The sequence below is a fragment of the Brevibacillus sp. SAFN-007a genome (assembly GCF_051967035.1).
Classification (GTDB): Bacteria; Bacillota; Bacilli; order Brevibacillales; family Brevibacillaceae; genus Brevibacillus.
Window position 1 is genome coordinate 148,507 of the sequence record NZ_JBQCKK010000002.1, and the last position, 21,508, is coordinate 170,014.

21 protein-coding genes and 1 riboswitch are annotated in these 21,508 nt (G+C 55.1%); of the genes, 14 read left to right on the plus strand and 7 right to left on the minus strand.

The genetic code is table 11. From position 1 onward, the window contains the following. Window positions 1–10 precede the first annotated feature (10 nt). The 13 genes from eutM (at window position 11) to cls (ending at window position 11,768) form a co-directional block, all read left to right on the plus strand. Window positions 11–298 (plus strand): ethanolamine utilization microcompartment protein EutM, encoded by a 288-nt coding sequence (gene eutM, locus ACTHO6_RS04110; RefSeq protein ID WP_005827515.1) that lies wholly within the window; start codon window positions 11–13, stop codon window positions 296–298. Window positions 299–304: 6 nt separating this feature from the next. Beyond that, window positions 305–1,084, plus strand: a complete 780-nt coding sequence (pduL, locus tag ACTHO6_RS04115) for a phosphate propanoyltransferase (protein ID WP_440239656.1) — start codon at window positions 305–307, stop codon at window positions 1,082–1,084. A gap of 16 nt (window positions 1,085–1,100) precedes the next feature. Continuing rightward, window positions 1,101–1,919 carry a hypothetical protein gene (locus ACTHO6_RS04120; protein WP_440239658.1) on the plus strand — a complete coding sequence of 273 codons (819 nt, stop codon included), beginning with the start codon at window positions 1,101–1,103 and terminating at the stop codon, window positions 1,917–1,919. 4 nt (window positions 1,920–1,923) lie between these two features. Further along, window positions 1,924–2,211 carry a EutN/CcmL family microcompartment protein gene (locus tag ACTHO6_RS04125; protein ID WP_005827520.1) on the plus strand — a complete coding sequence of 96 codons (288 nt, stop codon included), beginning with the start codon at window positions 1,924–1,926 and terminating at the stop codon, window positions 2,209–2,211. A 2-nt stretch (window positions 2,212–2,213) separates the two neighbouring features. Next, a complete protein-coding gene (gene eutS / locus ACTHO6_RS04130; protein WP_440239660.1) occupies window positions 2,214–2,555 on the plus strand; it encodes an ethanolamine utilization microcompartment protein EutS in 342 nt (113 codons plus the stop codon). Further along, window positions 2,552–2,995, plus strand: a complete 444-nt coding sequence (locus ACTHO6_RS04135; protein ID WP_440239662.1) for a EutP/PduV family microcompartment system protein — start codon at window positions 2,552–2,554, stop codon at window positions 2,993–2,995. Before eutS ends, ACTHO6_RS04135 begins: the two co-directional genes overlap by 4 nt. Before the next feature lie 44 nt (window positions 2,996–3,039). After that, window positions 3,040–4,503, plus strand: a complete 1,464-nt coding sequence (locus tag ACTHO6_RS04140) for a sensor histidine kinase (protein ID WP_440239664.1) — start codon at window positions 3,040–3,042, stop codon at window positions 4,501–4,503. Then, on the plus strand, window positions 4,466–5,062 hold the full coding sequence (locus ACTHO6_RS04145) for an ANTAR domain-containing response regulator (RefSeq protein ID WP_440239666.1): 597 nt from the start codon (window positions 4,466–4,468) through the stop codon (window positions 5,060–5,062). Before ACTHO6_RS04140 ends, ACTHO6_RS04145 begins: the two co-directional genes overlap by 38 nt. Before the next feature lie 157 nt (window positions 5,063–5,219). After that, window positions 5,220–6,680, plus strand: coding sequence for an ethanolamine ammonia-lyase reactivating factor EutA (locus tag ACTHO6_RS04150; RefSeq protein ID WP_440239668.1), 1,461 nt, complete (start codon window positions 5,220–5,222; stop codon window positions 6,678–6,680). A gap of 20 nt (window positions 6,681–6,700) precedes the next feature. Next, entirely contained in the window at window positions 6,701–8,062 is a 1,362-nt protein-coding gene (locus ACTHO6_RS04155) for an ethanolamine ammonia-lyase subunit EutB (protein ID WP_440239670.1), read from the plus strand. 19 nt (window positions 8,063–8,081) lie between these two features. Continuing rightward, window positions 8,082–9,011 (plus strand): ethanolamine ammonia-lyase subunit EutC, encoded by a 930-nt coding sequence (eutC, locus tag ACTHO6_RS04160; RefSeq protein ID WP_440239672.1) that lies wholly within the window; start codon window positions 8,082–8,084, stop codon window positions 9,009–9,011. A gap of 272 nt (window positions 9,012–9,283) precedes the next feature. Further along, window positions 9,284–10,237, plus strand: a complete 954-nt coding sequence (locus ACTHO6_RS04165) for an aminopeptidase (RefSeq protein ID WP_440239674.1) — start codon at window positions 9,284–9,286, stop codon at window positions 10,235–10,237. A gap of 82 nt (window positions 10,238–10,319) precedes the next feature. After that, window positions 10,320–11,768, plus strand: coding sequence for a cardiolipin synthase (gene cls, locus ACTHO6_RS04170; protein WP_440240088.1), 1,449 nt, complete (start codon window positions 10,320–10,322; stop codon window positions 11,766–11,768). A gap of 162 nt (window positions 11,769–11,930) precedes the next feature. On the opposite strand, the gene ACTHO6_RS04175 is transcribed toward cls, so the two are convergent. The 5 genes from ACTHO6_RS04175 to ACTHO6_RS04195 all read right to left on the minus strand — a co-directional run bounded on the left by ACTHO6_RS04175 (window position 11,931) and on the right by ACTHO6_RS04195 (window position 18,181). Continuing rightward, a complete protein-coding gene (locus tag ACTHO6_RS04175; RefSeq protein WP_440239676.1) occupies window positions 11,931–12,944 on the minus strand; it encodes an ABC transporter substrate-binding protein in 1,014 nt (337 codons plus the stop codon). Between the two features lie 114 nt (window positions 12,945–13,058). After that, on the minus strand, window positions 13,059–14,678 hold the full coding sequence (locus tag ACTHO6_RS04180; protein ID WP_440239678.1) for a helix-turn-helix domain-containing protein: 1,620 nt from the start codon (window positions 14,676–14,678) through the stop codon (window positions 13,059–13,061). A gap of 43 nt (window positions 14,679–14,721) precedes the next feature. Beyond that, window positions 14,722–15,105, minus strand: a complete 384-nt coding sequence (locus ACTHO6_RS04185) for an OsmC family protein (RefSeq protein WP_440239680.1) — start codon at window positions 15,103–15,105, stop codon at window positions 14,722–14,724. A gap of 32 nt (window positions 15,106–15,137) precedes the next feature. Further along, window positions 15,138–16,775, minus strand: coding sequence for a M20/M25/M40 family metallo-hydrolase (locus ACTHO6_RS04190; RefSeq protein ID WP_440239682.1), 1,638 nt, complete (start codon window positions 16,773–16,775; stop codon window positions 15,138–15,140). 218 nt (window positions 16,776–16,993) lie between these two features. Beyond that, entirely contained in the window at window positions 16,994–18,181 is a 1,188-nt protein-coding gene (locus ACTHO6_RS04195) for an amino acid deaminase/aldolase (RefSeq protein ID WP_440239684.1), read from the minus strand. A 284-nt stretch (window positions 18,182–18,465) separates the two neighbouring features. After that, a riboswitch (purine riboswitch) is annotated at window positions 18,466–18,565 on the plus strand. Window positions 18,566–18,628: 63 nt separating this feature from the next. On the opposite strand from ACTHO6_RS04195, the gene ACTHO6_RS04200 reads away from it, so the two are divergent. Next, complete coding sequence (locus ACTHO6_RS04200; protein ID WP_440239686.1) at window positions 18,629–20,062, plus strand: NAD(P)/FAD-dependent oxidoreductase; 1,434 nt, start codon at window positions 18,629–18,631, stop codon at window positions 20,060–20,062. Window positions 20,063–20,165: 103 nt separating this feature from the next. Here the strand turns inward: ACTHO6_RS04200 and ACTHO6_RS04205 are convergent, their stop codons facing one another. Both ACTHO6_RS04205 and ACTHO6_RS04210 read right to left on the minus strand, forming a co-directional pair. Then, on the minus strand, window positions 20,166–20,582 hold the full coding sequence (locus ACTHO6_RS04205) for a MarR family winged helix-turn-helix transcriptional regulator (RefSeq protein WP_440239688.1): 417 nt from the start codon (window positions 20,580–20,582) through the stop codon (window positions 20,166–20,168). A 200-nt stretch (window positions 20,583–20,782) separates the two neighbouring features. Continuing rightward, entirely contained in the window at window positions 20,783–21,406 is a 624-nt protein-coding gene (locus ACTHO6_RS04210) for a DUF3298 domain-containing protein (protein ID WP_440239690.1), read from the minus strand. Between the last annotated feature and the right edge of the window lie 102 nt (window positions 21,407–21,508).

Here is a 21,508-nt window from a genome sequence, read left to right on the forward strand (position 1 = left end):
GAATAAAAAAATGGCTGGAGAAATGTCCGCATTGGGAATGGTAGAAACAAAGGGCTTGGTAGGAGCCGTTGAAGCTGCTGACGCAATGGTCAAAGCAGCGAACGTCAAACTGATTGGCAAAGTACACGTGGGTGGCGGTCTCGTAACCGTCATGGTACGTGGTGACGTAGGTGCAGTAAAAGCTTCCACGGACGCAGGCGCCGCTGCTGCCGAAAAAGTAGGCGAGCTTGTATCTGTACACGTCATTCCACGTCCACACGGAGACATTGAACTGATCCTGCCTAAGCTCGAAGGGTAATCCTCGATGGCAGTTATTACAGAAGCAGCATTGCGAGCCATGCATAAAACTGGCATTCCCAACCCTTTTCTTCTGGAGAAAGGGGATAAAATCACACCAGCAGCGGCAGATTTCTTGAAAGGAAGAGGGATTCAAGTGAAATCATTCGAAGAACAACAGCAGCAACCTTCCACCAATCAAACTGCCGAGGCAGTACAGGAAATTCCCCTGGGTGTTTCCAATCGCCACGTTCATTTGTCGCCAGAGGATGTGGAGAAGCTTTTTGGCGCGGGCCATCAATTGACGCCGATGCGCGATCTGTCCCAGCCTGGCCAGTTTGCTTGCCAGGAAACGGTGACCATCGTAGGACCAAAAGGCAGCATTCACGGCGTGCGGGTTCTGGGACCGGCGCGTGGAGCGACACAAGTGGAAATCTCCCGGACTGACGGCTTTGCGCTGGGCGTCCATGCGCCTGTGCGGATGTCTGGCGATATTGAAGGGACTCCGGGTCTGGTACTGGTAACAGCCAAAGGCACCGTCGTATTGGACAAAGGTGTGATTGTAGCCAAGCGGCACGTTCACATGTCTCCGGCGGATGCCGAGCGGTTCCAGGTGAAGGATGGCGATACGCTGATCCTGGCTACCCAGAGTGACCGCCCTGTTATCTTTCCGGATGTGGTGGTTCGCGTACATCCGCAATTCGCGCTCGATTTCCATGTCGATCTGGATGAAGGGAATGCCGCCAATTTGAAAACGGGCGACCGGGTAAAAGTGATCGGCAAGAACGGCCAATTTTACTCCGGCTAACGGAGGTAGAACTTTGATGGACATCAAAGAAATGGTGGCATCCATTACGAAAGAAATTTTGCTTTCGATGAACAGGGAACAGAAACCGGAAGCGCCTCGTGTCCTGTATGTCTTTTGCGACAGCCAGGCTCATGAGGCGTACCAGGATCAGTTTATTCACCTGAAAAACCACGGGATCTGCCATGACATCCTCTTCCTGGACGGGGAAACCTCGTCCTGGCTGGGGATGCACAAGATCGAATGCGGGGGAGCAGACAAAATTCTCACAGCGGATGAGTATGCTCCCGCCCCGTTGGAAGTGCCGAAAAATTATGACGGAATCGTCATTCCGGAGATCGATCTGGACAATGCAGCGAGAATCGCCTCCGGCATGAAGGGCACCATCAAGGCCGAAATCGTCTTTTCCGCGCTGGTGACAGGCAAGTTTGTCATCGCAGGCTCCGATGTGCCGGGCATCAAGCGCGCCGACCGCCGCACGCTGCACACGTTGACGCTGCCCCCAGCGTACGAAAGGCTGTTCCTGCGCCATGTCGAAGCGATGAAGGAGCTGGGCGTGGAGTTTGTCGAGCAGAAGCGTCTGGCTGAGCGCGTCGTTTCCAAGCTGAAGTCCCACCTGCAAAAAGCAGCGGCAAAGCCTGAGCAGCCGCTCCTGACCGCCCTGGACGAGGCGGAGGCCGTGTTCTCCGGCAAGCTGCTGACGGCTGATTGGATCAAGTCCCAGCCGGAGCTGCGGGATACGACCTTGCACGTGAAAAAAGGAGCGATTGTCTCTCCGCTGGCTTATGACAGCATGAGAGAGCGCGGCATTACGGTCAGCTATGTAGGAAAAGGGTGATCGCATGTTTTTGGGCAAAGTGATCGGCAGTGTGTGGGCAACCCAAAAGGAAACCGGTATGGAAAATCTCAAGCTGATGGTTGTCCAGCCGATTGACTGGCGCGGCGAAGAGAGCGGGCAAACCGTCATTGCAGCCGACAGGATCGGGGCAGGGATCGGCGAGCAGGTCATCGTCTCACGCGGAACCCCTGCCCGTATTCTGTTTACGGGCAACAGCGTGCCGATTGATGCGATCATCGTGGGCATCGTCGATTCGTTTGAGGTGCCGGGTGCCGCAGGAGGAGAGGGATAGCGATGGAACAGGAACGTTCACGGGTCATACAGGAGTTTGTGCCGGGAAAACAGGTCACATTGGCTCACGTGATTGCCAACCCTGACCCGATGCTCTATACCAAGCTGGGCATCAAGGAGGCCGGAGCCATTGGCATTCTGACCCTGACACCGACGGAAACGGCGATAATTGCCGCCGACATTGCGACGAAGGCAGCAGGAGTCGAGCTTGGATTTCTCGATCGCTTTACCGGGTCGCTGATTGTCGTGGGGGATGTCTCTGCTGTGGAGATGGCAGTGGATGCGGTCAATCGGGTATTGAGTGAGAAACTGCGGTTCACGCCCGCATTGGTGACGAAATCATGACAGGACGTGTCATGATAATCGGGGCCATCGAAGCGGGCAAGTCTTCGCTGGTGAAAGCGCTGTTCAACGATGAGCAGCCAGCCAGGAAGACGCAAGCGCTTGAATATCGGGACTGGGTGATTGACACGCCGGGCGAGTACAGTGAAAATCCGATGTTTTACCGCACGCTGATGGCAACCGCGCTGGAGGCGACCATTGTGGTGATGGTCCAGGATGCCACACGCGAGCGCAACTACTTTCCCCCGGGCTTCTCGCAAGGCTTTCCCCACGCGTGCCTGGGAGTTATCACCAAGGTGGATCACCCCGATGCCGATGTACAACGAGCGGAAGGTTTCCTGCGCCAATCACTGGGCGACGCGCGAATTTTCCGGACATCCTCCTACACCAGTGAGGGAGTATCGGAGCTGCGTGCGTATTTGCACCAAATGGTCAGCGAATAAGTTTCGGAGGCACTATCCACTTTGGCAGGTGAAAAGAGGTTCGCATGCAATCCATACGGGAACTGTGCAAAGCGTCTACGATATTGAGCGAGGACGACATCCGGATCGTGGAGGACCTCGCTTCCAAATTGCAGATTTTTGCCGATCTGTCGCAGGCTGACATGTTCATTGATTGCCCGACCGTAGACCGAAGCGCTGCTTTGGTGGTCGCGCAGGCCAAGCCTGCCACCGCGCGATCCATGTACAGCGGCTCCGTCGTGGGGCATCTGGCAACCGCGATCAATGAGCCCGCTGTCATGTACTGCCTGACTACAGGCAAACCGGTGATCGGGTCGAGAGGCGTCTCGCAGGAGCAGGTCGTCATGCGCCAAAGCGTCGTGCCGATCACAAACGCTGCGGGCAAAACGATCGGGACGCTGATTACCGAGCAGGATATTTCCAAGCAGGTCGAACAAGAAAAAAATGTCGAGATGCTCAAGGAAACCACGGAGCATTTGAGCGAGACGCTGATTCAGTTCGCCGTGCCCGACATGCCGATTTCGTCGCTTTTGCACGAAGGCATGATTTTGTTTGACCAGAGTGGGACCATTACCTACGCCAACGGGCGCGCCCACAAGCTACTCTCCTTGATCGGCTTCGAGCGGCCGGACAAGGGCATCAGCATCGAACGCGTTTTTTCCTGGCGCGTTTCCCCGGAAAACTTCGTGCGTCACGGGGGCTATATCCAGGATGAGCTGTCAAAAGGAAAGCATTTTATCATGATGAAAGCGGTTTCGTCCGTGCGCAAGCTGGATATCATCGGAGGCATCATCCTGCTCCGGGACATTTCGGACATCCGCGAAAAAGAAAAACAGCTGATGATTAAATCGGCTGTCATCAAAGAGATTCACCATCGCGTAAAAAACAATCTGCAAACGATCGCAAGCCTGCTGCGCCTGCAAATGCGGCGTTCGCAGTCGAACGAGATCGAGAAGGTTTACCGGGAAAGCATCAACCGGATCAACAGCATCGCCATCATTCACGAATATTTGGCGCAGGACGGTCTGGAACAGATCGACTTCAAAGAGATTGTAACGAAAATATCGAAAATCATCGTCTCTTCGATGAGACGTTCAGAGCAAACGATACACGTCGTCGTGACGGGGGAATCCGTGTACCTGCCGTCCAACAAGGCGACATCCTTTGCCTTAATCGTCACGGAGCTGATTCAAAACTGCATGATTCACGGATTTTCCGAGCGACATGAAGGGCGAATCTCCATCGCGCTTGTTTCGAAGGAGGATTTTGTCAGCCTGTCCGTCACCGATGACGGGGTGGGCATCGAGGACATGGAGCACATTCTCAAAAAAGGACACCTTGGCCTGAAAATCGTCGACACGCTCGTCAAGGAAGACCTGGAGGGAACGATGCATTTCCGCAACACAGGCAACGGAACGGAGGTTACCATTCTCTATCCGATCCAGAAGGAGGATGAAGATGACACAGCCGAAGATTATGGTGGTGGATGACGAGCCGATTATCCGCATGGATTTGCGCGAGATGCTGGAAAACGAAGGCTATCAGGTTGTGGCCGAGGCAAAAAACGGGGAAGAGGCGGTCGAACTCGCCCATCGCCACAAGCCCGATCTCATTATCATGGATGTGAAAATGCCCGGTCTCAACGGGATCAAGGCAAGCGGGATCATCCGCTCCTTTTCGGACTGCTCCATCCTTCTTTTGACCGCGTACAGCCAGAAGGAACTGGTGCTCGACGCGCGAAAAGCCGGAGTAACGGCCTATCTGGTAAAGCCCGTATCCGAGGATGACCTGATTCCGGCTGTGGAGATCGCGCTCAGCCAAAAGGAAAAGGTCGTGTCGTTAAAGAAAGACATCCGCGAGCTGAAACAGAAGATCGAGGATCGAAAATGCGTGGAAAAAGCCAAAGGGAAGCTGATGAGTGCCCTCTCCCTGGAGGAAGAGGCCGCTTACAAATGGATGCAGCAAGTAAGCATGCAACGGCGCATGCCGCTTGTGAAGCTCGCGGAGGAAATTCTCGCTGGCGAGGAGGCGCTTTTTTCCCAAGGCTGAATGTTTCTGACCGCTAGAAAAGCAGCAGGATGCCAAACAAGTAAAAAGGAAGCAAAGCAAAGGCGCTTGAGTCAGACCGGAAGCGATTTTTCCGGCTGTTCAGGCGTTTTTCTTTTGGGCCTTGTCCGGCACGCCAATGGCTTCAAGGAGGTTCACGATGGATGAACAATGGATCCAAAGCGTCGGCATCGACGTAGGGACCAGCACGACCAAAATGATCGTCAGTCGTCTGCGCCTGGGACGCATGTCCAGCACTTTTTCGCTGCCGCGCTACCAGATTGTGGAGCGTCAACTGCTGTATGCAAGCGCAGTGCATGCCACTCCGCTGCGCGGCTTTGATGAGATCGACGCAGAAGCAATCGGTGCGCTGCTGCAAGCGGAGTACGAACAGGCACACATCAGTCTGTCGTCCATCAAATCGGGGGCCGTCATTATCACCGGGGAGACGGCCAGCAAGAAAAACGCGCAGCATATCGTGCATGTGCTGGCAGAGCGATCCGGCGATTTTGTCGTGGCAACGGCGGGGGCAGACCTCGAAGGCGTGCTGGCAGGCAAAGGCGCGGGCGCAGAAAAACGCTCGCAAACGCTGCAAGGGACGGTCGTCAACGTGGATATCGGCGGCGGTACGGCCAATGCGGCTTATTTCCAGCGCGGCCGGGCGATCGCGACGGTGACTTTTCACGTCGGCGGCAGGCTGATTCGCCTGGATCGGGAGGATGTCGTCACCTACGTGTCGCCGAACATCCAGGAGTGGCTACAGGCAAAAGGCTTGCGGATCGCGGTCGGGCAAAAAGTCGGGCTGCCGGGAATAACCGAAGTGGCGCAGCAGATGGCCCGCAGCATGCTCGATTATTTGACGGGCCAAGAACGGCACGTATCGGGCTTGCTTGTCGCAGGGCCGCATTTGCGCGGGGAATTTCCGGTAGAGGAGCTGACCGTCTCCGGCGGGGTCGGACAGCTGATGACGGGACCGCCCGTGAAAAGCATGGCAGATGTCAGCCGCTACGGCGATTTTGGTCCGCTGCTGGGCTATGTGCTACAGCAGGAGCGGGAAAAAGGGACGTACCCGGTGCGCTGGCTCGATCCGGAGCAAACCGTGCGGGCCACCGTGATCGGGGCTGGAATGCAAAGCACGGAAATCAGCGGCTCGACCGTGCATATCAAGCCGGAGCTTTTGCCGATCAAAAACATTCCGATTCTCAAGCTGGAGCTTACCGAAGAACAACTGTCGGACCCGGCGCGGATTCATCAGGAGGTAGCGGCGATCTGCCAGCTCGGCGAACGGCTTTTTGATCGAACAACAGGCATCCCGTTCGCGCTCGCGATCTCCGGCATCGGCTATTGCTCGTATGCGCTGCTGCAAACGATCGCCCAGGAGCTGTCGGATCAATACCGGCATTATTTTGCCGAGAGCCGGACGATGGTCGTGATCTGCGAGACCGACATGGCCAAAGCATTGGGGCAGGGGCTGGCGCTGCGCTGCAAGGGAGAGCCGGAGATTATTTGCATCGATCAGGTGCGGGTGGAGTATGGCGATTATATCGACCTGGGCGAGCCGATTTCGGGAACGATTATCCCGGTTGTGGTAAAAACCCTCGCGTTTGATGAGAAGGCGTAACGTACAAAGGGGGGAACGAGATGAATTTGAAAACGACTGTGCTTGGACAGACCTATCAATTTCGCGATCTGAAAGAAATTTTCGCGAAGGCAAACGAAGACAAATCCGGCGACCAGCTGGCTGGAATCGCCGCTTCCGATTCCCGGGAACGCGTCGCTGCCAAGCAAGTATTGGCGGACCTGACGTTGGCCGACATTCGCAACAACCCCATGCTTCCCCCGGAGGAAGACGAGGTATCCCGCGTCATTGAAGCAGGCATCAACGAAAAAATCTACAACGAAATCAAAAACTGGAGCGTCGCCGAGCTGCGCGAGTACATTTTGAGCCACGAGGCGGGCGACAGCGAGATCAAGCGCATCAGCCGCGGCTTGTCCAGCGAAATGATCGCGGCTACCGCGAAGCTGATGAGCAACCTCGACCTGATTGCGGCTGCGGCCAAAATTCGCGTGGTCACCCACTGCAATACAGCGATTGGCCAGCCAGGCGTCCTGGCATCGCGGGTGCAGCCGAACCACCCGTCCGATAATGTGCAGGGAATCAAGGCAGCGCTGTACGAAGGACTCAGCTACGGAATCGGCGACGCCGTAATCGGGATCAACCCGGTCATTGATACAGCGGACAGCGTCAAGGACATTCTCACCATGACCAAAGAGGTCATGGACAAATGGGCGATTCCGACGCAAAACTGTGTACTCGCTCACGTGACCACACAGATGCGCGCGATCCGTCAGGGCGCGCCGGCCGACCTGATTTTCCAAAGCCTTGCCGGCAGCGAAAAAGGAAACAACGCATTCGGGATCGACGTCAAGCTGCTGGACGAAGCCGATGAGCTGATGCGCAAGGAAGGCACTTCCTACGGGCCGAACTTCTGGTACTTCGAGACGGGCCAAGGCTCCGAGCTGTCCTCCGAGGCGCACTTCGGCATCGACCAGGTGACGATGGAGGCGCGCTGCTACGGACTGGCGCGCAAGTACAATCCGTTTATCGTCAATACGGTTGTCGGGTTCATCGGGCCGGAATATTTGTACGACAGCCGCCAGGTCATCCGCGCAGGGCTGGAAGACCACTACATGGGCAAGCTGCACGGACTGCCGATGGGCTGCGACGTATGCTACACGAACCATATGAAGGTTGACCAGAACGATATGGACAATCTCGGGATGTTGCTCTCGGCGGCAGGGGTGAACTTTGTCATCGGGGTGGCGATGGCGGACGACGTCATGCTCAACTATCAATCGACGAGCTTCCACGATATCGCCGCGTTCCGCGAGGTTCTCGGCCTCCGTCCGGCACCTGCGTTTGAACAGTGGCTGGAAAAAATAGGGATCATGGAAAACGGCAAGCTGACGCCAAAAGCAGGCGATCCGACAATCTTCATGTAAGAGAGGGGGTGTATGACGAATGGAACAACCGTTGGATTTTTTGGTAGACAAAGTGGTGGCCGAGCTGCACAAAAAGCTGGCCGAGCTGGGCGAAAAAGCACCTGAGCCAAAAGCGGCCGCAGCGGCGGAAGCGAAAGCGAAAGCCGAGCCCCAGCAGGAAGCGACTCTGGCACCAGTGGCCCCCCACCCGCAGGAGACACACGCCGCGCCAGCGGAGCCGGAGCGAACGGCGCAAATCCCGAATCCGAAGTGGAAGGAAGGACTGGAGGAGCTTTTGGCCAGCACGCCTGCCCGGATCGGCGTATGGCGTACAGGGGTAAGACCGCTGACGAAAACGATGCTGCAACTCCGACGCGACCACGCGGCAGCAGTCGATGCCGTCTACGGGGAGGTCAGCCAGGAAGTGCTCGACCAGTTTTCTCTGTTCACGGTGGAAACCCAGTACGACAACACTGAAAACTATTTGAAGCGCCCGGACATGGGACGCATTCTCACCGAGGAAGGCGTGCGCTTGCTTCAGGAGCGCTGCCAAAAAAGGCCGCAAGTCCAAATCGTCGTCTCCGACGGCCTGAGTGCCAGCGCGGTCGAGGCCAACCTGAAAGACGTGCTTCCCTCCTTGATGGACTCGTTGAAAAGCTACGGCTTGAGCTGCGGGACCCCGTTTTTTGTCAAAGGCGGACGCGTCGCGAGCATGGACCATATCGGCGAGATTTTGGAGCCGGAAGTGCTGGTGCTGTTGATCGGGGAGCGTCCGGGTCTGGTTACGGCCCACTCCATGAGCGCCTACATGTGCTACCGCCCGCGCAAAGGCATGGTAGAGTCCGAGCGCACGGTCATCTCCAATATTCATCGTCAAGGAACGTCGCCGATCGAGGCAGGCGCCCACATCGGTACGATTCTCGCCAAAATGCTGGAGCAAAAAGCAAGCGGTGTGAAGCTGGTCTTGTAACATTTGTCATGCGTGTGATAAACGCGCGAATAAACAGCAAGCCTTGCCATCTGAATGTGGCGGGGCTTTTTTTGCTCCCGTATCCGTGCAACGAAGGCTGCGCCGATCGCTTTGGCGCAGCCGCGTCTGGATTGGTTCGGGAGTGGACAAAAAGGCTATCGTGGAGGGACGAGGTGTTTTCCGCGAGCAGGAGTAGGCGCCAAGGAAGGCGAAGACAACAGGGATGGCAAGATCGCAAGGATATCATGATCGAGGGAAAGAGGCAGAGGACGATGGATCACAGGAAGTTGATAGAGACGAGCAAGGCGATTTTGACAAACTGCATGGCACTCCAGGCGAATGAATCGTTTTTGGTAGTGGCGGACGAGCCGAAGCGAGAGCTTGGAGAAATGCTCTTCGAGGCTGGCAAGCAGTTGGGAGCGGAAGCGATGCTGATGGTCATGCAGGAACGGGAAAAGTCTGGTCAGGAGCCTCCGGTGGCGGTAGCCGCAGCGATGAAAAGCGCCGATGTGGTCGTGTGCGTGACCGAGCATTCCCTGACGCATACAAAAGCGCGGAAAGAAGCGGCGGCAAACGGCGCAAGACTCGCCACCATGCCAAGTATCACGGCCGATATGTTTTTGGAAGGAGCGATCTCTGCCGACTACGCGCAAGTCAAAGCACGGACGGAGAAAGTGACCGAGCTGTTGACCGCAGCCAGCACCGTGCGTATCGAAAAAGCGGGCAAGTCGCTCACTTTTTCCATCGCCGGACGCCATGGCGTGCCCAGCACAGGCATGTACGTCAATCCGGGTGAATCGGGCAACCTGCCGTCAGGAGAAGCGTACGTGGCGCCGATGGAGGGCACGGCAGAAGGGCAAATTGTGGTGGACGGCTCGATTTCCGGGATCGGCAAAATCGACTCGCCGCTGCTGCTGACGATTGAAAAAGGGCGGATTGTCCACGCCGAAGGCACCTCCGCCGAACGTCTGCTGCAAATGCTGGGCGATCAGGACGGACGGATGCTGGGCGAGTTTGGGATCGGAACGAATGACAAGGCACGGATTACGGGAGTCGTGCTGGAGGACGAGAAAGTGTACGGAACCATTCACGTTGCCTTTGGCAGCAACAATACCTTCGGTGGAACAATAATAGCCGGCGTGCACATTGATCTGGTGGTCAAAGAGCCGGACGTGTATTTGGACGGCATCTGCATCATGAAGAACGGGGAACTGTTGGAGCAGTAGCCGACTCGATCCGGGCCAAGGATGAATCCCGGAAGCAAATGTTGTAGAATGGGAGATATCCTTTGAGGGTGGATGTGGTGTGATGTTGTTGCTGGAGCAAATTGTGGCGGTCATTACGATAGGGAATCTGATCTTGGCCGCTGTTCTCATCTTTATGGAGAGGCGCAACATTGCGGCTACCTGGGCATGGCTGATGGTTCTGTTGTTTTTGCCGGGTATCGGCTTTTTCCTCTACCTGCTTTTTGGGCAAAGACTGAGCAAGAAAAAGCTGTATCGGCTCCGCGAGGGAGAGTTTTCCCATTTTCGCGCCGCTGTCGACAAGCAGAAGAAGCTGCTGGAGCAGGGCGAGCTGCAGGTGAACGATCCGGCGATGGAGAGGCATCGCGACATGATTTTCATGAACGTGGTAAGCGACGGTGCCTATTATACGCAGGACAATGCCGTTCAAGTGTTCGCCGAAGGGCACAGCTTGTTCGATTGCATGTTCAGGCAGATTGAAGATGCCAAGGAACACGTGCATTTGCTGTACTATATTATCAATGATGATGAACTGGGAACGCAGCTGTTGGAACTTTTGACGAAGAAGGCGCGAGAAGGCGTCAAGATCAGGCTGCTCTATGATGCTGTCGGATCGTCAGGCGTCTCTTCCCGGTTTTTCCGGCCGCTGGTGGAGGCAGGGGGAGAAGTCGTCTCGTTCTTTCCTTCGTCGATTCCGTTTCTCAATTTCCGCGTCAACTTTCGCAACCATCGCAAGCTGACGATCGTCGACGGAAAAAGCGGCTTTATTGGCGGCTTCAACGTCGGCGACGAATACTTGGGCAAGGATAAGAAGCTGGGGTACTGGCGAGATACACACCTGCAGATTGAAGGAAAAGCAGTCTACATGCTGCAGGCGCGTTTTTTCCTGGACTGGAATTTGGCAGCAGCGAAAAAAATGCAGGAGTCGCTCGACTACTTCCCGGAGATGCCGGAGCCAAAGGGCACAATCGGCTGCCAGGTCGTGTCGAGCGGACCGAATTCGGAAAAGCAGCAAATCAAGCATGCGTTTCTGAAAATGATCTACAAGGCGCGTCACAAGATTTATTTGCAGACCCCGTATTTCATACCGGACGACAGCATGCTGACCGCGTTGAAAATGGCCGCGATGTCCGGGGTGGACGTGCGCGTCATGGTGCCGGGCAGGCCGGACCACCTGATGGTTTTCTTCGCGACGAACTCCTATCTGGGCGAGCTGTTGAAAAGCGGCGTGCGCTGCTATTTGTACGAAAAAGGCTTCATGCACGCCAAGACGATCGTGGTGGACACCCAGCTTTCTTCGGTAGGGACGGCGAACGTCGATATCCGCAGCTTCAAGCTCAATTTTGAAACCAATGTGTTCTTGTACGATTCGCAGGTGGCTCAGCAGTTGGAGGAGCTGTTCTTGGCAGACCTCGCCGATTGCCGGGAAATGACGACGGATGAGTATTTCAACCGTCCGCTTCGGATACGCATGCAGGAATCATTGGCGCGGTTGTTGTCTCCCATTTTATAAAAAGGAAGGACCCTTTGCCTTGTGAATGTTCACAGGGGAGGGTCCTTTCGCATGGAAGTGGCGCTTGGGAAATCGGTTCAAACGATGAAGCCGCAAAAAGAAACAGCCCGGCTAGGCTGCCAGGCTGTACGAGTAGGCTGAAAAAGGTTGAAGTCAAAAAGGCTACGGCTTTTTCGCTCCGCTCAAGTATTCCACCGCTTCATCGAGCTGCTTTTCAATCAGAATCGGGTCATAGCCCAGCCATCTGTCCACATCAACGACATAGACGTGGTTGTTTTTGACTGCAGGAAGGTTTTTCCACAAGCTGCTGCTCTCCAGTTCTTTCAAATACTGTGTTGCATCTTCACCTGGGAACACCATCAGGAAAATGTGATCGGCAGCGTATTCAGGCAACAGCTCCAGCGAAATATCTTTGCTCCAGAAGTTCGGGTCTTTGTCGATCTCTGCCTGGATCGGGGCCGGGGGTGTCAACTGCAAGGAGTTGTACAGGACGTGGCCCATGTTGCGCGTGCCGTACATTTTCAATGTTTTCGCCCGGACGTTCAAGGCAGCGACAGTCTGTTCCTTTCCGATCTTGCCCTGGAGCAGCTTGCGTGCTTCCTCCACCTTGGCGTTATGCTTGGCGAGCCATTCCTCGCCTTCTTTTTCTCTGCCAAGCACCTCGGCTACTTGCTTCACATGGCTGAAGACATCTGCTTCCTCGAAGTTGATCGCGACGACAGGAGCGATTTTTTGCAGCTTTTCATAAAGTTGCGGTTCGACGTCCGAGTTGGTCAGGATCAGGTCGGGCTGCAGCTCCAGCATTTTTTCCAGGTTGTACGCCTCGTAAGTCCCGACTGACTCAATCCCTTGCACCAAAGGCGCCATGTCTGCGCCTTCCATGTCTCCTTCCAGTGCGCCGACCGGCTTTAGGCCAAGGGCGAGCACGGTGCCCAAATATTGCAGGGCGATGACGCGCTCGGCTTTGACCGGAACGATTGCTTCGCCTTTGGCGTGCTTGATGACACGTGTTTCTGGTTTCGCGGTCTCCGTTTTTCCAGGCTCAGCGGCAGTTGCCGGAGAGGCCGTTTGCTGTTGCGTGGACTGGTTTTGCGCGGTCTGCCCGCAAGCCGTCAAAAAGAGAAAGGCGAGGAGCATGATGCCAGACAGCCATGCATGTATGCGCGATTTTTTCATGAGTACCCCCCTGAATCTGGATGAAAATCATTCTCAATAACAAGCTACATCTTACCCTGAACCTTCAGGCTCATCCATGGAGATTATTCCGTTTTTCTATGGATAATCTGGCGGTCAGGACGATTTGTGCCTGTTCAATAGCAGAATCGCTTCGTCCAATTGGGCATCCAGCGATAACGGATCGTAGGCGAACCAGACGGTACTGAGCATGACGACCTGCCCTTTTTGCACGGCAGGCAACCGCTGCCAGTCTTCCCGCTTTGTCAGTGCTTGATAGTGGGCCCGCGATAGGTCGTCGTCGAAGACGTGGACGAACAGCCAGTCTGCGGCATACTCGCTTACTTGCTCTTCTTGTACTGGGACGGCCCAAAAATTGGGATCGCGCTTGATCTTCTCCTGAATCATTCTGGGCGGAGTCAGCTGCAAAGACTTGTACAAGACGTGTCCAATATTTCGTACGCCGTAAGCAAATAGATGGGAGGGGCGCACATTCAGAATCGCGACGGTTTCCTCCCGGGGAATGCATGTGTCTACATACCGCTTCGTCTTTTGCACCTTGAGTTCATGCTGTTTGATCCACGATAGCGCCTTGTCTTTTTGTCCGAACAGATCCGCGATATGCAGCAAATGACCGAAGACATCGGCATCGAGCCAACGCAGCGTGCAAGTTGGGGCAATGCTGGAAAAGGCAGCGCTATCCTTGTGATAGTCCGTCAGGATAATAGAAGGCTGCAACGACTTGATTAGCTCAGGGCAAGTTCTGGACAGCGCCATAATGTCTTTGGCTTCTTTTACTTGCAGCTGCTCGCGCATGTACTGAACCTGGTCTTCCTTCGCCCCGACCGGTTTGATGCCAAGGGCCATCAAATACTCGGTGTACTGGAAGGTGACGGGTGCGATGAGCCTCTGGCTTACTTTTGCAAAAACAGTGGGCGAGACGCCGACTTTCTGCTTGAACCGTCTGCTGAAGTAAAACTCATCCTCATAGCCGACCAGATGCGCGACCTCACGCAATCGTTTTTTCGATTCCCGAAGCAGCTTCTTCGCCTGATCGATGCGATAGCTGGTCACATATTCAATCGGGCTTTTGCCGACGTTCTTTTTAAAAACCTCCGTGTAGTAGCGGGGGGTAAGCCCAGCCTGGTTCGCCAGATCAGTCAAAGAGAGCGACGATGCATAATTCGCATGGATATAGGAGAGCGTCTGTTGGATCGCTTTCTCCGATTCGACAGAGGCTTGCGTGCTGCCTGTACGCCAGATGATGTGCAGCAGCTGCTGGAAGCGTATCTGATTTTGCAGGACGTCCAGCGGATTTTGGCTCTGTTGGTCGGCCAGCAAAGCGAAGGCAAGCTCGAAACAGCGATGGGGCGAGTGGAGCTGATAGCTGTCGTTGTTCGGTTTCCAGGAGCGGCTGGGCGAGTAGCTGTTGGACACGCCTCCCTCAGGCTCCAGAACGTCAAAATAGAATGCGAAAAAAGATAGAGTGCTCCCGCTGTCTGCGGCAATCGTAGCGACAGTCTTCTCTGTGGCAAACCGAACACTCCCGGGAGACCACGCGCACGAATCAGGCATGTCCGCGGCCTGCCAATAGCCGTTCCCTTCTGCCGCCAGGAGCAGCGTATGCGGGGAAGCGCAGGGGAGAGACCACGTGTGACGCGGAGGCAAAGCGACATGCTGCATCCCTTTCAAAAGGAAAAGGGGAGGAGAAGGATTTTGTGCCTGATGGTCGCTCATGATGACCTCTCCTTTCCAGAGTTGATGGCGTAAGGGGAACCGATTAGGGAACCAGCTCAAAAGACTCGGTCACGACGATGCTTCCTTGTACCGACTGGACCATCGGGCAGTTTCTGCTTGCGGCTTCCACGGCTTTTTGGACCCTGTCTTTTTTCATGTTTTCCCCGGTAAGGATGAAGTGCAGGTGAATTTTCTCGACGCGGTTGGCTTTTGCCGCGTTGCGTGTGACATCAGCTGTGATCTTCATAGCGCTGCACGGCATTCTCATCTTGCCCAGCACGCTGCGCAGTAAGCTTCCGCTACAAACGGCAATGGAGGAGACCAGCAGTTGATACGGGCAAAAGCCGTATGCTTCATCGCCGGAGACGTGCAGGTCGCCGTAGGGGAAGTGGGCGACGAATCCGTTTTCTTTTGCTTCAAAGTTCATGGCGAGTCCTCCTCAGCGGTAACGCATCTCCCTTATTCGATTGCCGCCCGACTATGCCGCAGCAAAGACTGGATGCAGCGGGGCAGCATGTCTTGTAACGTGTCGAAGGCGTAGTCGACATCGAGACGCTCGGTCCATTGATGCGCATCGCGACCAACCGGGCCGAGGTTCATGACGGGCACGTGAAAGGCTTCCAGCTCCTGTAGCGGGATGGAGTAGCCGTTGTTCCACAGCGGCATGTTGGCGACCAGCGGCTTCATGGAGGCCGCCGGGTATTGCAGGCCGACGTAGCTCAGATCGGAAATGCCCCCAAAGTAGTTTTGCTTGACCAACGTGACCTGGTGCTGTTCCCGCGCGTACGCCTCCATCTCGGCCACCGTCTTTTGGATCAGCGGGTGGTGGCGCGAGCTGACGGCCGGGTAAAACGGCGGAGCGAAGAACAGGATGATCATCGGAGACAGCTCTTTGCAGAGAATCGCCAGTCGATCGACCAGCTCGATGGTCGTGTCGCGATCGTCCTTGTCTTGGCGGTTGGCGATGACGTCTGCCTCCAGTTGGCGCAGCTTGTCCGCGCCGTGCGTTTTCAAGGCGTAGGTGTACAGCTCCTCGTAGGTCATCACGGAGATGGACAGGTCGCGCGGGCTGAAAGGAGCGAACTGGGCGAACTGGCTGGCATGGCGAAGGTAGGTTTCCCGGATGCGCGCGGTGACATTTCGCGCTGCGTTCAAGAGCGGCTCGACGACTTCCTCCATCTGCTTTTCCAACAGGAACAGGTTGAACAGCGTCACGGCGCGATGCGGAATTTGCACGGAGTACTCTTTTTTCAGGTCTTTTTGCACCAGGTTCGTAGGAGGCGGGGAAGCTTCCCCCTCGACGACTTCGCAAAACGAAGTGTTCAACTCCAGCTCGCAGGTGATTTGCGAGGCCATGTAGTTGCCGTTCAGCCCGGCAAACGGCTCGCCCACGTGCGTTTCTTTTCCGTAGCACAAAAAGCCCGGCAGCACTTTGCCGATGGAGCCTGTGTATACATAGGTGGTTTGATCGCCCGGAAAGCGGGTGAACATCGGCTCCGAGTTGAGCACAGCCGTATAGCGCAAATCGAACTGCTCGGCCCATTTCAACAGCGTGGGGACAGCCGCGCGCATGCCGACAGAGTTCACTTCCTCGTCGGGAACGGTCAGCAGGAGGACGTTGCCGTCAAATTCTCCGGCGCACGCCCGCTCGATCATCGACATGTGCAGCGTGAGTCCGCCCTTCATATCCATGGTCCCGCGGCCAAACAGCCAGTTGCCTGTGCGCAAATCTTGCTGTACATCGGCAGGCATGTCCGCCTGATTTTGCTGGAAGAGGCGGGTGAGTGTTTTCGGGTCGAAGGCATGCTCCATCCAGCCGCCGTAATCCTCCACATCGACCACATCAAAGTGGCTGACCAGGATCACGGTGTCGCGCACGCCCGGCTTTTTGACGAGAGCGGTGACAAAATGTCGCCCATCGTCGGTCGGATGGGCCCGGACATGATCGGGGTTGGCCTGGTAGTACGGCAGGGAGCGCAGCTGATCGACGACGTAACCGGGCAAGTCTTTCTCGGCAGGCGAGCCGGTCACGCTCGGGATGCTGACCAGATGGCACAGGAGATCGACGAGCTGGTCTTTTGTCTGCCATTTTTGCATGAAAAAGCCTCCGTTTTTCCGTATAGTGAAAACCGTTTCCGTTTATTGGGTAAAAAAGAAAGACAAGGCGCCGATCTTAGGGGGAAAGGCAGCTTTTGATGAAACCAATCTATCAGAATGGTTCGAGCGAATCAATCGCATTTCGAGCAGAAACACTCGTTGCCCCATTCCGCGATAACGGGAGAAAAGCGGCCAACAGAGCTTGGCAGCAAACAGGTTTACAGGGAGCATAAACCATCTCCCCGATAGGTTGTCAGGTGAGCGACAACTTTTCCGCCCGAAACACAGTAGAGCCGCGAAAAACGTTCGCAAAGCTCCCCCGCTTTGGCGTGGCGAAAAAAGACGGGATCGCCCAGTTGCAGTGTTTCCATGCCGCGATACTGAATGGGCGTCTGCACTTCCCCGGCACCTTCGTCGGGTATAAGCCGAACGCCTTTTGGCAAGTACGGCCTGGGCAAGCGATCCGCCCCTGCGGAACCGGAGGCGACATAGCCGCCGCCCGCGCATGTGTAAATGTGCTCGGCAGGCTTGCGAATGATCTCCAGAGCAAATCCGGCAGCGGGTTGAAAATGAAAGTCTTGATAGTAATCGAACAAGCCGGGCGAATAAAAGCCGGAGCCGGCTGTCAGCTCGGTCACCGCATCTTCCTTTGCCGTATGGTGCAGGCTGCCTGTTCCCCCGCCATTGACGAAGCGAAGCGAAATGCCCAGCCCGGCAATCGCCTTGACCAGCTCCGCTCTGCGATGAGCCACTTCCTTTACCGATAGCTGTTTCAACAGGCGAATCAGGCTGTTTTTGAAAAATTGCCGGGGATAGCGATCGCCGATACCTGCAATCTGGGCCTCGTAGCCCATGATCCCGTCCAGCGAGAGGTGCCTGGAGGAAGCGACGCGGGAAGCCAGGGCCACGGCTTTTTCCAAGGAGCGCAGAGGAGAGCGCCACACGCCGAAATGCAGCCCCGCTATATCGGTGGACATGTCGATGTCGAGGCAGACGGGGAAAATCACGCCTTGCTCGCGGGCGATTTGTTCCAGATGCTCCACGTGTGAGGCGGAATCGATCAGAAGAGTGAGAGTGCGGCCTTGCTGTATCTGTTCGCCAAGCGCGACCAGCCAGCTTTTTTCCCAAACCGGGCAGCCCATAAGCAAATCGTCAAAGCCTGCCGCGCACAGATGGAGCGCTTCGGGAGCGGAAAAGCACAGCAGCCCGGAAAAGCAATCGTCCAGCTGCAACAGATGCTTGAGAATCCCGATGCTGCGGATGGATGCGGTGGCAATCCGAATGGGCTTGCCATTGCTCTGCAAACCAATTTGCTCGGCATTTTGCTCCAAAAGGTCCAGGTCGACAAAAGCGAACGGCTTTGGAATACCGGAAAAGGCAGACTGGTAATAGCGATAATCCCGCATGGGCAAGCCTCATCCTTTTTGTAAGAGGGTAGTAATAGGAAAATATTTCGTAAAATTCTACATATTCTCCCTTTTTGTGTCGATTCCTTCCGGCCGCTGCGAAAAGGACTCGTCGGACAAGACGCATGAGTTGGTTGTAATGTTCGTGTTTTACTTTTTAATCACGTTCACTTCCCTTGTTTTTTATGTAAAATTCATGTAAACACGAATGAAATTGCTGAAAACCATTGACTTGATTCCGTTTGTTCGTTACTATACATATGGTTGCTGGTTGACAAACGGACTGGATCCATCCATGAAAAGTTCGTATATCCTCAAAGATATGGTTTGAGGGTCTCTACAGGGAACCGTAAATTCCCGGCTACGAATGAAGGTGTCTTTGACCTACCTTCTTCGTCGGCCGGGAATTTTTTTGTACGCCAACATGCTTGCAAGGAGGAGCGGGAAGTGAAAAAATACGATGCGATTGTGGTAGGAGCAGGACCAACGGGAATTTTTACGTGCTATGAGCTGACGCGAAAAGCGCCAACTGCCAAAGTGCTCCTCATTGATAAAGGGCACGACATTTACAGCCGGCGCTGTCCGATTCTGGAGGAGAAGATCAAGCTCTGTCCGCCGCCTGCCGGGAAAAAAGACTACGCGGGCTGTCTGCCGGCCTGCTCGATCACCAGCGGTTTTGGTGGGGCAGGCGCCTACAGTGACGGCAAGTTCAATATTACGACCGAGTTCGGCGGCTGGATGACGGATTACCTCCGTCCTTCCACCGTGCTGGGCTTAATTCAATACGTCGACGAAATCAACCTGGAGCATGGCGCGACCCGCACGATCACCGATCCGACGACAGAGACGATCAAAAGCATCGAGCAGCGCGCGTATGCGGCAGGGCTGAAGCTGTTGCGCGCACAGGTGCGCCATTTGGGCACAGAGCAAAACCTGGAGATTTTGCAGTCGATTTATGAATACTTGAAGGAACGGATCGACATGATGTTCAAGACCGAGGTGGAGGACATTTTGACGGTCAAGGAAGACGACGGCCATCGTGTCACAGGCGTGGTCCTGAAGAACGGGGAAGAGTACGAGAGCGATTTTGTCGTCATCGGCCCTGGACGGGACGGATCGGCCTGGCTGACCCATATTCTGAAAAAACGCCGCCTGAAAATGTACAACAATCAAGTAGACGTAGGGGTGCGCGTAGAGACGTCCGATGTTGTCATGCGGGAAATCAATGAGCATTTGTACGAGGGCAAGTTTATTTTCAATACATCTGTCGGCACGCGCGTACGCACGTTTTGCAGCAATCCGTCCGGGCACGTCGTCGTGGAAAATCACAGCGGCGTGATGGCCGCAAACGGGCACTCCTACAAGGACCCGGCGCTCGGCTCGACCAATACGAACTTCGCGCTGCTCGTCTCGCATACGTTTACGGAGCCGTTTGACAAGCCGAACGAATACGCGCGCGAAATCTGCAAACGGGCAAACGATTTGTCCAATGGCGGAGTGATCGTGCAAAAGTACGGCGATATTTTGCGGGGCCGTCGTTCTACGGAAGCGCGCATCAAAGAAGGCTTCCTGGAGCCGACGCTGAAGGAAGCGGTGCCGGGCGATCTGGGGCTGGTGCTGCCATACAATACGATGAAAAGCCTCATGGAGATGGTGGAGGCACTGGACAAGGTTACGCCGGGAATTGCCTCGGAGCACACGCTGTTTTACGGCGTCGAGGCCAAGTTTTACTCCGCGCGTCCGAAGCTGACCGAGGAGTTTGAGACAGAAATCAAAGGGCTGTTCTGCGGAGGCGATGGGGCTGGGATCACGCGTGGACTGGCGCAGGCGGGATCGGCCGGGGTCTGGATGGCGCGCAGTATGGTCAAGCGGATGAATTGACAAGCGGCGAACGCAGCAGGCGATACAGGAAAAGGGCTTCTTCCCGCGCATCATCGCTCAGGAGCAGAAGCCCTTTTGTCGTGTCGTCGTCCCACAGACACGTCTATGCATGTGTATTCAAATTGTCCGTCATCTTTTTCAGTACCCGGTTAAAGACGGCAAGCTCCTGTTCGTCCAGATCGCGCAGAGCAACCGCTTCCAAATCTTGCGCAGCCTGTAGCCACTGGGGAAAGCGCTCGATTGCGGCTGGTGAGAGCGACACATACCGTTCCCGCTTGTCTTCCCCCTCGGAGCGGATGATCCAGCCCATCTCCTCCAGCCTGGTCAATGTCCGGGTAATGGTCGGGGCCTCTACGTTCAGGTAGTTGCTCAACTGCACCTGCGTCAAAGAGCTGCGATAGTGCAGGCAGAGAATAATGCTCCATTGCGAGCTATACAATCCCATCGGGGACATGATTCCATTCAATGTTTTACTGAAGACTCTGGCAGCTTGGCCAATTTTATGACCGTAATGTTGCATGGTATCAGACCTCCAGGAAAAGCGGGTTCGCTAGGGGAAGCGCTTGATTGCTTAAGTAAATATGTACAAATAACATAGTAGCAGTTCCTAACATATAAGTAAACGTTTATTTGAGGCAAAATAAGGCCGTTTTCTGACAAAAAGAAGGCTGACGCCGTTTCAAAGGCATCAGCTTCGGGAAGAAGGGAAAGGGAGGCTGGTCAACTGGCAGACAAAATACCGAGCGGTCCGTTTTCATCAAGGATCGACTCCAGCTCGTAGACGGAGATGGGGAACATCGGAAAGCCGACATAGTATGGAGTGATTTCGTACAGCTGGAAGTAAATCACCAATGATTTGTCCGCGACGTAAAAGTCTTGATCGGGCTTGATCGTTGTAAATCCGTTCAGCGTGGGAATTTGCCGTTCCTGGATCTGGCGTTTGATATTCTCGGACAGGACCCTGACGTAATCGCTGCCCGGCTTGAACAGTTCGCGCAGCGTATAGAGCTTGCCTGTATGGATATTTGCCGTCACCGACCCGAGAAACGTCATGCCGTGGGCCATTTGCGGCGTGTAGGCGTAATTGTTCATGGTGACGCTGAAAATGCCGCGTTCATTGGTTTTGATTTCGTAGCTTCCTTGCATTTGCGTATTTCCCGGTACTTGTACCCGCTGCTGCTCATGAATCAAGCCCTGGACGGTTTGCAAAAGGGCGCGGTTGATTTCTTTTTCTGCTTGCTGATTGGCGATCCCGGCCAGTTGCGGGTAATAGATCGTGGTGTTGGGACGTTGGATCGTCCGCGTCAGTACGGTGGCTGGCAAAAGCTGAAGTTGATCTTCCACGGTTCGTAGTTCCTTTCCAGATGTCATAAAATAAGGGGTATGATTGTAGCCTATTCTTCATTCGTCTTGGCTGTTCTCACTTTTTTCACAAATGAGGCAATC